Source organism: Flavobacterium cheniae, from assembly GCF_004363695.1.
Taxonomy (GTDB): Bacteria; Bacteroidota; Bacteroidia; order Flavobacteriales; family Flavobacteriaceae; genus Flavobacterium; species Flavobacterium cheniae.
Genome location: NZ_SNZC01000005.1, coordinates 85,523 through 98,876 on the forward strand (window position 1 = coordinate 85,523; position 13,354 = coordinate 98,876).

At 33.1% G+C, this 13,354-nt stretch carries 15 protein-coding genes and 4 tRNA genes; 1 reads left to right on the forward strand and 18 read right to left on the reverse strand.

All coding sequences use genetic code 11. The features are described 5' to 3' along the window. Nucleotides 1-13: 13 nt before the first annotated feature. The 17 genes from rplK to C8D80_RS11805 all read right to left on the reverse strand — a co-directional run bounded on the left by rplK (nucleotide 14) and on the right by C8D80_RS11805 (nucleotide 10,077). Entirely contained in the window at nucleotides 14-451 is a 438-nt protein-coding gene (gene rplK, locus C8D80_RS11730; RefSeq protein WP_026724872.1) for a 50S ribosomal protein L11, read from the reverse strand. Nucleotides 452-517: 66 nt separating this feature from the next. Next, nucleotides 518-1,069, reverse strand: coding sequence for a transcription termination/antitermination protein NusG (gene nusG / locus C8D80_RS11735; protein WP_133610635.1), 552 nt, complete (start codon nucleotides 1,067-1,069; stop codon nucleotides 518-520). Nucleotides 1,070-1,079: 10 nt separating this feature from the next. Next, nucleotides 1,080-1,274, reverse strand: a complete 195-nt coding sequence (gene secE / locus C8D80_RS11740; protein ID WP_133610637.1) for a preprotein translocase subunit SecE — start codon at nucleotides 1,272-1,274, stop codon at nucleotides 1,080-1,082. A 15-nt stretch (nucleotides 1,275-1,289) separates the two neighbouring features. After that, nucleotides 1,290-1,361, reverse strand: a tRNA-Trp gene (locus C8D80_RS11745). A 53-nt stretch (nucleotides 1,362-1,414) separates the two neighbouring features. Next, nucleotides 1,415-2,602, reverse strand: a complete 1,188-nt coding sequence (gene tuf, locus C8D80_RS11750) for an elongation factor Tu (RefSeq protein ID WP_133610639.1) — start codon at nucleotides 2,600-2,602, stop codon at nucleotides 1,415-1,417. Between the two features lie 57 nt (nucleotides 2,603-2,659). After that, nucleotides 2,660-2,731, reverse strand: a tRNA-Thr gene (locus C8D80_RS11755). A gap of 70 nt (nucleotides 2,732-2,801) precedes the next feature. Next, nucleotides 2,802-2,883: transfer RNA gene (locus C8D80_RS11760), tRNA-Tyr, on the reverse strand. Between the two features lie 32 nt (nucleotides 2,884-2,915). Further along, nucleotides 2,916-2,989: transfer RNA gene (locus C8D80_RS11765), tRNA-Thr, on the reverse strand. A gap of 92 nt (nucleotides 2,990-3,081) precedes the next feature. Then, complete coding sequence (gene hpf, locus C8D80_RS11770) at nucleotides 3,082-3,384, reverse strand: ribosome hibernation-promoting factor, HPF/YfiA family (RefSeq protein ID WP_111567657.1); 303 nt, start codon at nucleotides 3,382-3,384, stop codon at nucleotides 3,082-3,084. 33 nt (nucleotides 3,385-3,417) lie between these two features. Next, a complete protein-coding gene (locus tag C8D80_RS11775) occupies nucleotides 3,418-4,308 on the reverse strand; it encodes a tyrosine-type recombinase/integrase (protein ID WP_133610641.1) in 891 nt (296 codons plus the stop codon). Between the two features lie 66 nt (nucleotides 4,309-4,374). Continuing rightward, nucleotides 4,375-4,569, reverse strand: coding sequence for a 30S ribosomal protein S21 (gene rpsU / locus C8D80_RS11780; protein ID WP_111567655.1), 195 nt, complete (start codon nucleotides 4,567-4,569; stop codon nucleotides 4,375-4,377). 72 nt (nucleotides 4,570-4,641) lie between these two features. Then, nucleotides 4,642-5,811 carry an acyl-CoA dehydrogenase family protein gene (locus C8D80_RS11785; RefSeq protein WP_133610643.1) on the reverse strand — a complete coding sequence of 390 codons (1,170 nt, stop codon included), beginning with the start codon at nucleotides 5,809-5,811 and terminating at the stop codon, nucleotides 4,642-4,644. Nucleotides 5,812-5,855: 44 nt separating this feature from the next. Beyond that, nucleotides 5,856-6,734 (reverse strand): ComEA family DNA-binding protein, encoded by an 879-nt coding sequence (locus C8D80_RS11790; RefSeq protein ID WP_133610645.1) that lies wholly within the window; start codon nucleotides 6,732-6,734, stop codon nucleotides 5,856-5,858. 11 nt (nucleotides 6,735-6,745) lie between these two features. Further along, nucleotides 6,746-6,901 carry a hypothetical protein gene (locus tag C8D80_RS12790; protein WP_162845075.1) on the reverse strand — a complete coding sequence of 52 codons (156 nt, stop codon included), beginning with the start codon at nucleotides 6,899-6,901 and terminating at the stop codon, nucleotides 6,746-6,748. Between the two features lie 2 nt (nucleotides 6,902-6,903). Next, the gene (locus C8D80_RS11795; protein WP_133610647.1) at nucleotides 6,904-8,481 is read right to left on the reverse strand and encodes a sodium-dependent transporter; all 1,578 of its coding nucleotides are present in this window, start codon (nucleotides 8,479-8,481) and stop codon (nucleotides 6,904-6,906) included. A 78-nt stretch (nucleotides 8,482-8,559) separates the two neighbouring features. Further along, the gene (locus C8D80_RS12855) at nucleotides 8,560-8,781 is read right to left on the reverse strand and encodes a PspC domain-containing protein (protein WP_111567651.1); all 222 of its coding nucleotides are present in this window, start codon (nucleotides 8,779-8,781) and stop codon (nucleotides 8,560-8,562) included. Between the two features lie 27 nt (nucleotides 8,782-8,808). Next, a complete protein-coding gene (locus tag C8D80_RS11805; protein ID WP_133610649.1) occupies nucleotides 8,809-10,077 on the reverse strand; it encodes a DUF2851 family protein in 1,269 nt (422 codons plus the stop codon). A gap of 66 nt (nucleotides 10,078-10,143) precedes the next feature. Here C8D80_RS11805 and C8D80_RS11810 point away from each other — a divergent pair, with 66 nt between their 5' ends. Further along, entirely contained in the window at nucleotides 10,144-11,832 is a 1,689-nt protein-coding gene (locus C8D80_RS11810; protein WP_133610651.1) for a GLPGLI family protein, read from the forward strand. Nucleotides 11,833-11,867: 35 nt separating this feature from the next. Here C8D80_RS11810 and C8D80_RS11815 read toward each other — a convergent pair whose 3' ends face one another. Beyond that, nucleotides 11,868-13,229 carry a pyridoxal-phosphate dependent enzyme gene (locus C8D80_RS11815; protein WP_133610653.1) on the reverse strand — a complete coding sequence of 454 codons (1,362 nt, stop codon included), beginning with the start codon at nucleotides 13,227-13,229 and terminating at the stop codon, nucleotides 11,868-11,870. Nucleotides 13,230-13,354 lie beyond the last annotated feature (125 nt).

Consider the following 13,354-nt stretch of genomic DNA (forward strand, 5'->3'; position numbering starts at 1 on the left):
TTCTTTTTAGAGATTAAAAAGGAGCATTCCCTGTTACTGTTATACCCATAGATCTAGCTGTTCCAGCAATCATACTCATCGCTTTTTCGATTTCGAAAGCGTTTAAGTCTGCCATTTTGTCTTCAGCAATAGTTCTAATTTGATCCCAAGTAACGTTAGCTACTTTTTTACGGTTAGGTTGCCCTGAACCAGACTTTAATTTTGCTGCTTCTAATAACTGAATTGCAGCAGGTGGCGTTTTAACAACAAAGTCAAAAGACTTGTCTTTATACACAGTAATTTGTACTGGTAAAACTTTGCCAGGTTTATCTTGTGTTCTAGCATTGAACTGCTTACAGAACTCCATGATGTTAACCCCAGCAGCCCCCAAAGCAGGTCCAACCGGTGGCGATGGATTCGCTGCACCTCCCTTAACTTGTAGTTTAACTACTTTACTAACTTCTTTTGCCATTTTTAAAAAAATTTAGCACATCTATCAATTGGAAGCGATTGATGTGATTTATATATGTAACGAAAATTATACTTTTTCAACTTGCATAAAACTCAATTCTAATGGTGTTTTTCTTCCGAAAATCTTAACCATAACTTCAAGTTTACGCTTTTCTTCATTCACTTTTTCAATTGTTCCATTGAAACCATTGAAAGGACCATCTACCACCTTAACCGTTTCTCCAATAGTATAAGGTATTGAGACATTATCCACTGTGACAGATAATTCATCTACTTTACCTAACATTCTGTTTACTTCAGATTGTCTTAATGGCACAGCATCACCACCTTTAGTTTCACCTAAAAAACCGATAACTCCTGGAATCGATTTGATGATATGAGGAATTTCACCAGTTAAGTTAGCTTCGATCATAATATAACCAGGAAAGTATACTTTATCCTTAGCTATTTTTTTCCCATCTTTAACTTGAACTACTTTTTCAGTAGGAACAAGAACCTGAGAAATATAATCAGCCATACCTAATCTAGCTGTTTCTGTTTCAATGTAAGCTTTAACTTTGTTTTCCTGACCACTTACAGCTCTTACTACATACCACTTATTAACATTATTATCAGCCATACTGTAAGTACTATTTTAAAATGTTAAAAAAACCTTCAAGTGCTTTTACAAATAATTCATCAACACCCCAAGTTAATAGAGCGAAAACAATTGAAAATACAGCTACAATAATTGTTAAACGTTGTACATCTGCCCAAACTGGCCAAGTAACATTCGTTTTCAATTCATGAAATGCTTCAGATATGTAATTAACTACTTTTGTCATTTTAATCTTTATTTGCACGGGCGGAGGGATTCGAACCCCCATCAATGGTTTTGGAGACCACTATACTAGCCCTTGTACTACGCCCGTTTGTTAAAAAAACCAGCAGCGAACTGCTGGTTTTAATTATTATCGACTTATAATTAGTCTAAAATTTCAGTAACCTGACCAGCACCTACTGTTCTACCACCCTCACGGATAGCAAAACGTAAACCTACTGATAAAGCGATAGGGCTTAACAAAGTAACATCAATTGTTAAGTTATCACCAGGCATAACCATCTCTACACCAGCTGGTAAAGAAATAGTACCCGTTACGTCAGTTGTACGTACGTAGAACTGTGGACGGTAGTTATTGTGGAATGGAGTGTGACGTCCACCTTCTTCTTTTTTCAAAATATACACCTCAGCTTTGAAGTGAGCGTGTGGTTTAACAGATCCTGGCTTAACAATTACCATTCCTCTTTTGATATCTTCTTTAGCGATACCTCTTAATAATAAACCTACGTTATCTCCAGCTTCACCTCTATCAAGGATTTTACGGAACATCTCAACTCCTGTAATAGTAGAAGTTAATTTATCAGCTCCCATACCAATGATTTCAACAGCATCACCTGTATTAGCAACTCCTGTTTCGATACGACCTGTAGCTACAGTTCCACGACCAGTAATTGTAAATACGTCTTCAACTGGCATTAAGAAAGGTTTTTCAACGTCACGAACTGGTAATTCAATCCAGTTGTCAACAGCTTCCATTAATTCCATGATAGTAGCAACCCATTTTGGATCACCATTCAATCCACCTAAAGCAGAACCTTGGATAACTGGACCATTATCACCATCATATTGATAGAAAGATAATAAATCTCTAATTTCCATTTCTACTAATTCTAATAATTCAGCATCATCAACCATATCCACTTTGTTCATGAATACAACCATTCTAGGCACACCTACTTGACGACCTAAAAGGATGTGCTCTCTTGTTTGTGGCATAGGACCATCTGTAGCAGCAACTACTAAGATAGCACCGTCCATTTGAGCAGCACCTGTAACCATGTTCTTTACGTAATCCGCGTGACCTGGACAGTCAACGTGAGCGTAGTGACGGTTAGCTGTAGAATATTCTACGTGAGATGTATTAATTGTAATACCTCTTTCTTTTTCTTCTGGAGCATTATCAATTTGATCAAATGATTTTGCTTCTGATAAACCAGCATCAGCTAATACTTTAGTAATTGCAGCTGTTAACGTAGTTTTACCGTGGTCAACGTGTCCGATAGTTCCAATATTTAAATGGGGCTTCGAACGATCAAAGGTTTCTTTTGCCATGATTTAATAATTTAATCTTAGTTATATATTAGTGTTCAAAAAATAAACTTTTTTAAGAGCCAATGACGGGAATTGAACCCGTGACCTCTTCCTTACCAAGGAAGCACTCTACCCCTGAGCTACACCGGCTTTTGTGTATTCAGAAGTTAGCCATCAGAATTCAGAAAACCAAATCCTTCTCTCTAAATTCAAAATCTCGTGGGGAGAGCAGGATTCGAACCTGCGAAGACGTAGTCAGCGGATTTACAGTCCGCCCTCGTTGGCCGCTTGAGTATCTCCCCAAACCTTTTACATTCAGTTACTTAAAACTTTGAGCCGATAGAGGGACTCGAACCCACGACCTGCTGATTACAAATCAGCTGCTCTAGCCAGCTGAGCTACATCGGCGTATTGAATATAAAAAGTCCGCTATTTCTAACGGACTGCAAATGTATATAATTTATTTTTGAATCAAAACATTTTTTATGTTTTTTTTCTTTTTATGAATGGGCTCTTAATTTTTCTTTTCTTTTTAAGATCACTCGCTCTAAAGAATCAACCGACAAATCTACTCCCTCTTCAAAACTTTTTGCCGTTTTTTTAACTACAAAATCGTCTCCAGGAACGTTAATTTTTATCTCTACTGTTTTATTTTCTTTATCACTCGTGTTTTCAAGTCTCAAAAAAACTTCAGCCGAAACTATTTTATCATAATATTTTTCCAATTTATCCATTCGCTCTTGAATGAAATCTACCAATTTTCTGTCTACATTAAAATTTACTGCTTGCACATTAACTTTCATAATTCTGTTAATTAAAATGGTTATACAATCGAGTTATTTCTTATTTCTAGGATGCGCTTCTTGATACACTTTTTTTAATTCAGCCAAACTGCTGTGCGTATATATCTGAGTAGATGACAAACTAGCATGACCTAATAACTCTTTTACGGAATTTAAATCGGCTCCATTATTCAACAAATGTGTTGCAAAGGAATGCCTAAGAACGTGGGGACTCTTCTTTTCTTTTTTCGAGACTGTACTAAAGTAATCATTTATTAAACGATAAACAAACGATTCACTTACTTTATTTCCGGTTTTAGATAAAATTAACATCTCTTTCTCTTTAATTACCTCTAAATGATTTCGTTGCTCCTTGTATATTTTATACAAATTTACTGTACAATCTAACATTGGAATAATTCGCTCTTTATTTCGTTTACCTATAACTTTTATTGTTTTTTGAATTTCGTTTACACTATTCATTTTTAAGTTAATCAACTCTGCTCTACGAATCCCAGTTGTATAAAAAAGCTCTATTACAAATTGATTTCGGATACCTTCAAAGTCATTTGCATATTCATTTTCAGAAAAAACATCTTGTAACTCTTTTTCGGAAAAAGGAATTTGAACTTTCTTCGCTGTTTTTAGGGATTTATGTTTCAATAATGGATTAATCGAAATTTGCTTCACCTTCAACAAAAATTTGTAATACGATTTTAAAGCTGATATTTTACGATTGACCGAAGTAGTTGAAATGTTCTGTTCTACCAAAGTTACAATCCAATTTCTAACATGTGGGTAAATAACTTCCTCAAGATTTACAGATTGACCTAGAAGATATTCTTGAAAAGATTTGATATCATCTAAATAAGCACGAACCGTTAAAGGAGAATAGTTTTTCTCTTTAACCAAATAATCCTGATATGCTTGTAGATTTGTAGACATAAAAAAACCGCTAACAACAAAGTTACACTTTATTAGTTAGCGGTTAGTATAGTTTATTCAAAAAAATTAACTCTCTAATGAGTCTCTTAATCCTTGAATGTAAGATGCTTTTTGGATCTTAGCTCTGTTTACAACAGATGGTTTAATGAAAGCTTGACGTGCGCGTAACTGACGAACAGTTCCTGTTTTATCAAATTTTCTTTTATAGCGCTTTAATGCTCTATCGATATTTTCTCCGTCTTTAATTGGTATAATTAACATAATATAGACACCTCCTCTCGTTAAGGGTGCAAATGTAGAAAATAATTCCGAATTAAAAATTATAAATTAAAATTATTTAACTGCAGGTTTATAATTCTGATTATCAATTATCATTTTTGATAAAATCTCCTTTAAAATTTCAGAAGTTCCTCCACCAATTGGCCCTAAACGACTATCTCTTAATAAACGCGCCAAAGGATATTCTTCCATATAACCATAACCACCCAACATTTGCAAACAATCATAGATTGCTAAATCTGCTACTTTAGTTGATTTTAATTTTGCCATGGTAGCTTCTTTAACTACATATTCTCCTTTATCTAAACGAGCTACAGCAGCATAATTAAACAATTTACAATGTTCTACTTCTGTTGCATGTTCTACCATGGTATGTCTCAAGGCTTGAAACTTGTTGATTGTACTTCCAAAAGCTTCTCTTTGCGACATATATTCTATAGTATACTCAAGTGCATATTCCGCTCTAGCATGTGCATTTATTGCCATAATTAAACGTTCAAAAGCAAAATGTTGCATGATGTATGGAAAACCTTTGCCTTCTTCACCCATTAAATTTTCTAATGGAATTTCAACATTATCAAATGCAATTTCAGCAGTATCTGAAGCTCTCCAACCTAATTTATCTAATTTTGTAGCCGATATACCTTTTGTAGCCGTATCAACTAAAAATATACTAATTCCTTTATTTCCAAGTTCTGGATTTGTTTTTGCAGCCACCACATAGTAATCTGCATATACACCGTTCGTAATAAAAGTTTTAGAACCATTGATAACAAATTTATCTCCTTTTCTTACAGCAGTTGTTCTCATTCCTGCAACATCACTTCCTCCAAAAGGTTCCGTAACACACAAAGCGCCTATTTTTTCTCCAGCAATACTTGGTGCTAAATACTCTTGTTTGATTCTTTCATCACCTTCTGCATTTAAGTGCGTCATTGCTAAATAAGCATGTGCCCACATAGCTGCAGCAAAACCAGAAGATTTAACTTTTTGAAGCTCTTCTAGAAACACAACTGTATAAAACAAATCTAAATTCATTCCACCATACGCTTCCGGGTAGTTTAATCCGAAAAAGCCCATATCTCCAAACTTTTTCCAAATGAAGCGTTCAATTGTTCCTGTTTTTTCCCATTTTTCAATGTGGGGAACCACTTCTTTATGTAAAAAATCTCTAAAACTTTGTCTGAATAATTCGTGTTCTTCTGTAAAATATAATGAATTCATATTAAGGTATTATTGTTTTTTGGTGTGTTTTTTAGGGTATTTTTTTAGAATTCCAAATATAAGGCGATTATTTTTATTTTTTCGTTAGGCATTCCCTTAATTTTTGTTAAATCGTCAATATTTTTAATTCCACTATTCATCGTTCTGTAAATCACAATTTCCTTTGCCAAAGCATAATTGAAATAAGGAAATTTTGCTAATTCTTTTTGAGACAAATCATTTATTGCAATTTTCTTGATTCCGATTTGACTTTTTATGGTAAATCTTTTTTCTAAATCTGAAATTGCTTCTGGGCTAATTCCCCACATAAACTGAAATTGTTCCATGCTAACAAAACCGCCTAGCTTTTCTTTTTCTTGCAAAATTTTGTCCGCCAACTTTTCGCCAATTCCGTATACTGCAATTAAATCTTCTCTCGTTGCAACGTTTATGTCTTTTTGAATAATTTTTTCCTTTTCCTTTGGTAAAAACTTATGGAATTTTTCCGAAGTAGCAGTTCCCTTATTTTTGACCCAATCTGGAAATTTGAAGTATGGACTAATCTTCGATAGAAAAGCATTTGAAACTTTAGTAACTTGTTGAAACTCTTCTACAGAATTTACAAACTTCCCTTGTTTTCGAAACGCATGTAAACGATCAATTTCTTGAATTGTCATTCCTAGCTTATAGCCTTTGAAATCGGTTATATAATTTGGATTAAATGGATAAATCGTATCTTTTTTTGTTGATTGAATACTTTTTAAACTATCAATTTCATTTTGAACCAACAACCAAGCTTTATCCTCAGTAGTATTATTCTTTGTTATAAAGTAATCGCCAAAAAAGATATAAGATAATTGAACTAAAATAATAATTGCAAACAACAAAAAAATCCCACTTCTGTGTTCTCTAGAAAACAGGAAGTAGGATTTAATCTTATTCATTTATGTAAATATTAATCGTTTTTTCTAACTAATTCTTCATCGTTTTCCTCATAAGAATCTGGTTCTTGTTTTGGAGGTGTACTTAAAACCAAGTAGAAAAAATATCCCGTAACAGCCGTTACTGTTCCAACTGCTGTAAGCATTGTAATTAAAGCTTCTGTTTTCATGATTATATTCTCCCTTCTTTTTTACGTTTTTTATAAGCCACAAATACTAAGTATGAAATTCCTAAGAATACTAAAAGTAATAGCAATCTTGAAGCGTTTACAAATAAAATTGTTTCATTTAATAATTCTAATTCTTTAGGATCTGTTGTAATTGCAATTTTTTGATAAATATCTTTATTCGTTATTTTATCCCATACTCCAGGTAAGCTTGAGAAAAAGACAACACCTAAAAATAATGGTGTAACATATTTAATAATAAATTTATATACACTAGGAACTTTAATATCTGCACCTGTTGTAATTTCTTTCCAACCTTTATCCATACCAAAAATCCATGCGAAAAGTATAATTTCAAAGAAAGCAAAAACTACTAACGAGAAAGTTCCTGCCCAGTAATCGTATTCGTCAAAAACTCCGTAATTGAAAAATAATACTGTTGGAAGTCCTAGAATAAATACTAATCCTCCAAATGCCCAAGCTGCATTTTTATGTTTCCAACCAAATTCATCTTTTAGGAATCCCATAACTGGAGTTCCCATTGCTAAAGAAGAAGTAACTCCAGCGAAAAACAACAAACCAAACCAACAAACACCACATAATATTGCTAAAACTGTTCCCCATTGTTCAAATAAGAATGGTAATGTTTTAAATCCTAACCCTAAACCTCCTGTTTGGGTCATTTCTAAAACTTTATCTACTCCTAAATATCCAACAGAAATTGGGATAATAATTGCAGCTCCTAAAACAACTTCAACAAACTCATTCATCCATCCAGCACTCATAGCATTCAAGGCAATATCGTCATTCTTTTTAACATAAGAAGCATAACACTGAATTGAACCCATACCTACCGAAAGCGTAAAGAAAATTTGTCCTGCTGCAGCTAACCATACTTTTGGAGACCATATCGTAGAAAAATCAGGTGTCCACAAGAAATTCAGTCCAACAGAAGCATCATTGATTGCCCCAGCAACTCCAGCCTCAACATTAAAAGCCATAATTGCTAAGAAAACACCAAAAACAATTAATAATGGCATTCCTATTTTAGCGACTTTCTCAACACCACCACTTAACCCTTTAGATAAAATCCAAGTATTTAAAAGCAAACACACTAACCAAAAGAAAATTGTTTCAAATGGCATTTCTAAACCTACATAGCTATTGAAAAATCCAGCTACTTCATCCTGAGATTGTCCAGCAAAAGTTCTTGAAATACTATGCCAAACCCAGCTTAAAGTCCATGATTCTAAATAACAATAGTAAGCAGCAACGGCTAAGTTTGTAAAAATTCCGAAAACACCAATGTATTTCCAAAATTTTCTTTTATCCATACTATCTAAAATAAATGGTGTACTGTGATGACCGTATTTTCCACCGAATCTTCCCATACTCCATTCTACGAATAGCAACGGAATTCCCATTAATAAAAAACACACTAAATAAGGAACAATAAAAGCTCCACCACCATTTTGAACTGCCTGAACAGGAAACCTTAAAAAGTTACCTAGTCCTACGGCGTTTCCTGCCATGGCTAAAATAAGTCCAACTCGTGATCCCCACGATTCTACTTTTGCAGTCATATAATTTTATTGGTTGTTAATTTTTCAAAGATAAGAAAACTATCTAAAATTCAAATAAAACTTACACTTAATGAAATTTTATAAGTCAAAAACTGAACTTCTTTTTGTTTTTATCATATCTTTTAGCTTTAAAAGGAATGCTAAAGTGAGATACAACCCAAACCCTAAGCCTACAGTTATGAAAGATATGTAAATAAAAAACAAACGCACATTAGTTGCTCGCATCCCCAATCGGTCGGCTAAACGAGTTGCTACGAAAAATCCGTGCTTTTCAAAAAAATGTAACAAGTTCTGAACCATTTTTTATTTATTTTTTCAAAAATACGATTATTTTTTAAGTATGAAATGCCCTACAGCACAATCTAAACATTTTTTTAAATCGCAATACTCCTTTTTTAATTGCAATAAAGCTTGTGATTCATATACATTTTCAGATGCAATACCAAAAGTCTTAAATTTATCAATAATAACATTTTTCTCTGATGGAATTGAATTGGCTAAATCAATCAAATCTTGGGTAATTTCTTTTTGTCGACTTCTCGCATAAGCAAATTGTAATGGAATAATTGTATTTACTACCAATAAATCAACAAAAGATTTTGAAAGTTTTTTCATCTTTTTCGAACTTTCTCTATCAAAATTGTAATGAGTTTCCCAATATTGGCTAACACCAACATTAAAAACTTGATACAATTCATTTATAGAACTACAATTCATCACCAAAGAAAATAGATTCTTTTGATGAAAATACAAACTAGCCAATTGCACCAATCGAACAGTAGGAAAATTATCGGGACGATGTTTGAAAAATTCTAAAGAGCCAACAACTTTTTCACGCAGTTGATGTTTCTGAACTAAGTAATGATAAGATTTTTGTAATTCTCTAGCATAACTATCTTGAAAATCATGAGAAAGTAAATTCGCTTGACCTAGCAACAAGGATTCTAATGATTCTAGAGAAAAAGATTCTTTTCGAACAACCGAAAAAGGAATAGATTTAGCGATTTTATAAAACATTTCGCCATTCGTATTCAATCCAAAATTCTTAACCAAAAGACAAAATAAAACCGCTTCCCAATCGTGATTGGATGTTTCTAGTAATCCAAAAATCAAATTAGCTTTTCTTTCCAAACGTTCAAAAAACAAACGTTCTTGCCAATTCTTGAAAACAAATTGATCTACATTCTGCAGTTCATTTTCGCAATAAATCCAAGATTTTTGACTGACTAACGATTGATATTTATGTAAATCAGATAAAGCAACATATTCCTTAAGCTCTAATGTTGGAATTTCTGAATTATCTTTTCTGAAAATCGGCACATCATGTTCCCAAACAACATGTAAAATCACCGAATCATAATTCGAATCTTTTTCGTGATTATGCACATACCAATCTGATGACTTGAGATGTATTTCTACATTTCCAGCCCATTTTTGATTTTCGATAATAATTTGCGCATTGAAAAAATCAGGTCCAGCAAGTTGTAAATATTGACCTGAATTGAGAATCTGAATCGATTCACCTTTTGTAGTTTTTAAATTGGCAATATCAAATTTCTTGAATTGCCACACGTGGTGCAAAAAATCTTCTTTCATTCTGTATGGCGTATATAATTGAAAAACAAAGATAAAAAATTATATTTGCTGAACAACTCCATTTTTATGAAAAAATTTATAACCATCACATTACTAAGCCTTTTTACGTTTGCGCAATCTCAAACTGGCGTAAAACCACCAAAAGGATTCAAAATTACTTACAGCAGAAGTTCAAATGGGAAGCTAATCGAAAATCAAGATGCAATATTTGTTTTCACGAATCCAACAGAAACTTTAGTAACTACTGAAAAAATGAATTCTGGAAAAGCGGAATTTCCTTTCGAACAAACGTTAATCAATCGTTCTGACAATAAAATTGTTCAAGTTACCCAACTTAAAAAAGAGAAATCGGTCACAACTGTGGATAGTCTTTCTTTAGCGAAACAAAACTTCGAATTTCTAGTAGAAACCAAAACTATTTTAGGTTATAAATGTCAAAAAGCAAAAACGATTATCAATTCGAACACTATTGAACTTTGGTACACGAATGAATTACAAGTTAAAGGAGCACCAACAACTTTAGGTCAAAACATTGGCTTGGTTTTGGAAATGGTTCGCAATGGTAATTTTGTGATTTCGGCTACTAAAATTGAGAAAATGAAATCGGTTAGTCCAAGTTTAGAATTACAAAAGAGCACCACAAAAAGCCCTATTTTAGATGGATTGACTTATAAAGATTTGGTTTGGAAAAGTCGTTTTACTACGATTAAAGTTTTTGAAAATGAAATCATTAATTTTTCAGACGCTTCAAAATCAAACGATAGTATTTTACGATTTGCCAATGGAACTATTATTTTAAAGAAAATTACTTTTCCGGAAATTAAAAAAGGGGATTTAGTCTTTTTAGATTTAGCCGAACAATCCAATGGTGATGCATATGACAGAACGGGTTCGGTTTTTATGATTCCGCAAGATAAAAAGCAATCGTTTTTAGATGGTTTGCAAAATGGCGCTAAAACACTACCTATTTATGAAAACGGAAATGGAAAGCAATATCAGGGTGTTGTGGCAACTCCAGAATTTTCTCCAATAATTGAATTGATGCGATTTTTTACGCCTTTTGGAATTAAGCAATACAACTACATTCAATTGAAAGGCAAAACTTGGCACGAAATTGTTCCGTACAGAATGGACATTACCGATTTAAAACATAATTTATCAGGAAAAACCGTTTATGTAGGAACTTTTATTGGTAATTATGACAAAGGCGGACACAAAATTTCGATGAATATCACCATTAATCCAAGCGAAAGTTCTTTAGACAAAACTAATGTTTCTATTCCGTTATTTAATACGACAAACGTAATGGAAATGGCGGGACAAGAATATGCTACGATGTTCAATCATGAAAAAGGATTGGAAATTACTTTTACTTTAGACAAAGAAATCAAAAATGCTCAATTGCGATATATTACAACTGGGCATGGTGGTTGGGAAAATGGAGACGAATTTGTACCAAAAAGAAACACTATAGTTTTAAACGGAAAAGAAGTATTTTCGTTTATTCCATGGCGACAAGATTGTGGTGGTTACCGATTGTTTAACCCAGCATCAGGAAATTTTAATGATGGATTATCTTCATCCGATTTGAGTCGTTCAAATTGGTGCCCAGGAACAGCAACGAATCCGATTTATATTGAATTAGGAAATTTAAAAGCAGGAACACATACAATACAAGTAAAAATCCCACAAGGACCAAATGAAGGTGGAAGTTTTAGCTCTTGGAATGTATCAGGCGTTTTACAAGGAGAATAAAAAAAGGACGTTCAAATTGAACGTCCTTTTTAAAATTATTTTATTGAACCAATAATATCATATTTAGTAATAATGTGATGTTTTCCATTTCCTAAATCGACTAAAACCGCTTGGTTATCTTTAGTGATTAGTTTAGAAACATCTTCTACTGGAGTTCCAATTTTTACGATTGGAAATGGTTTTCCCATAACTTCACGAATTGGTCTTTCTGCTGTGTTTTTATCTGAAATGAAACTTTGGAATAAATCCGATTCATCAACCGAACCTACAAATCCATTTACATCAACTACTGGAATTTGTGAGATTTTATATTTTCTCATTCTTTCGATAGCATGTGAAACTAATTCTTCTGTACGAACAATTACTAATGGTTTGTCGATATGTTCTTTGATTAAATCTTCTGCTTTTGTAATTTCTTCTTCTAAGAAACCTCTTTCGCGCATCCAATCATCGTTAAACATTTTTCCAACATAACGGCTTCCAGAATCGTGAAATAAGACCACAACTACATCTTCTGGGCTAAAGTGTTCTTTTAACTGCAATAAACCCTTTACAGCGGCTCCAGCAGAGTTTCCAACAAAAATTCCTTCTTCTAAAGCAATTTTTCTTGTATAAACAGCTGCATCTTTATCCGTAACTTTTGTAAAACCATCGATTAATGAAAAATCAACGTTTTTAGGTAAAATATCTTCACCAATTCCTTCAGTGATATACGAATAGATTTCGTTCTCATCGAAAATTCCAGTTTCGTGGTATTTTTTGAAAACCGAACCATAGGTATCAATTCCCCAAATTTTAATGTTTGGATTTTTTTCTTTTAAATATTTAGCAACTCCAGAAATCGTTCCTCCTGTTCCAACTCCAACTACAAAATGCGTAATTTTCCCTTCGGTTTGTTCCCAAATTTCTGGACCAGTTTGTTCGTAATGCGCAATAGCGTTACTTGGATTATCGTATTGATTTACGTACCAAGAATTTGGAATTTCATCTCCTAATTTTTTAGATACGGAATAATAAGAACGTGGATCTGTTGGTTCAACATCTGTTGGACAAACGATAACTTTTGCTCCAACTGCACGAAGAATATCTGATTTTTCTTTAGATTGCTTATCAGAAATTACAAAAATACATTTGTAACCTTTTACGATTGCGGCTAATGCTAAACCCATACCTGTGTTTCCTGAAGTACCTTCAATGATAGTTCCTCCTGGTTTTAAACGACCGTCTGCTTCTGCATCTTCAATCATTTTTACAGCCATTCTGTCTTTTACAGAATTACCTGGATTAAACGTTTCTACTTTAGCTAACACTAATGCATCAACTTCAGCAGTTACTTTGTTTAATTGTACTAAAGGTGTATTACCAATAGTTTCTAATATATTTTTTGCGTATTTCATTACTTATGAATGTCTGATATTAATTTTTGCAAAGATAGTGTGAATATTACGAATACAAAAATGAAAATGATTGGCTATCTAACCCTGATGAAAGTGAAAATCCTGTTATTGTGAGATTGCTTCGC

Excerpts from the sequence above, each read along its gene's own strand:
- C8D80_RS12855 (WP_111567651.1), bottom strand. The coding sequence starts at position 8,781 with ATGGTTCAGAACTTGTTACATTTTTTTGAAAAGCACGGATTTTTCGTA.
- C8D80_RS11795 (WP_133610647.1), bottom strand. The coding sequence starts at position 8,481 with ATGACTGCAAAAGTAGAATCGTGGGGATCACGAGTTGGACTTATTTTA.
- C8D80_RS11815 (WP_133610653.1), bottom strand. The coding sequence starts at position 13,229 with ATGAAATACGCAAAAAATATATTAGAAACTATTGGTAATACACCTTTA.
- C8D80_RS11790 (WP_133610645.1), bottom strand. The coding sequence starts at position 6,734 with ATGAATAAGATTAAATCCTACTTCCTGTTTTCTAGAGAACACAGAAGT.
- secE (WP_133610637.1), bottom strand. The coding sequence starts at position 1,274 with ATGACAAAAGTAGTTAATTACATATCTGAAGCATTTCATGAATTGAAA.
- rplK (WP_026724872.1), bottom strand. The coding sequence starts at position 451 with ATGGCAAAAGAAGTTAGTAAAGTAGTTAAACTACAAGTTAAGGGAGGT.
- tuf (WP_133610639.1), bottom strand. The coding sequence starts at position 2,602 with ATGGCAAAAGAAACCTTTGATCGTTCGAAGCCCCATTTAAATATTGGA.
- C8D80_RS11805 (WP_133610649.1), bottom strand. The coding sequence starts at position 10,077 with ATGAAAGAAGATTTTTTGCACCACGTGTGGCAATTCAAGAAATTTGAT.
- hpf (WP_111567657.1), bottom strand. The coding sequence starts at position 3,384 with ATGAAAGTTAATGTGCAAGCAGTAAATTTTAATGTAGACAGAAAATTG.
- nusG (WP_133610635.1), bottom strand. The coding sequence starts at position 1,069 with ATGGCTGATAATAATGTTAATAAGTGGTATGTAGTAAGAGCTGTAAGT.
- C8D80_RS11810 (WP_133610651.1), top strand. The coding sequence starts at position 10,144 with ATGAAAAAATTTATAACCATCACATTACTAAGCCTTTTTACGTTTGCG.
- C8D80_RS12790 (WP_162845075.1), bottom strand. The coding sequence starts at position 6,901 with ATGAAAACAGAAGCTTTAATTACAATGCTTACAGCAGTTGGAACAGTA.
- rpsU (WP_111567655.1), bottom strand. The coding sequence starts at position 4,569 with ATGTTAATTATACCAATTAAAGACGGAGAAAATATCGATAGAGCATTA.
- C8D80_RS11775 (WP_133610641.1), bottom strand. The coding sequence starts at position 4,308 with ATGTCTACAAATCTACAAGCATATCAGGATTATTTGGTTAAAGAGAAA.
- C8D80_RS11785 (WP_133610643.1), bottom strand. The coding sequence starts at position 5,811 with ATGAATTCATTATATTTTACAGAAGAACACGAATTATTCAGACAAAGT.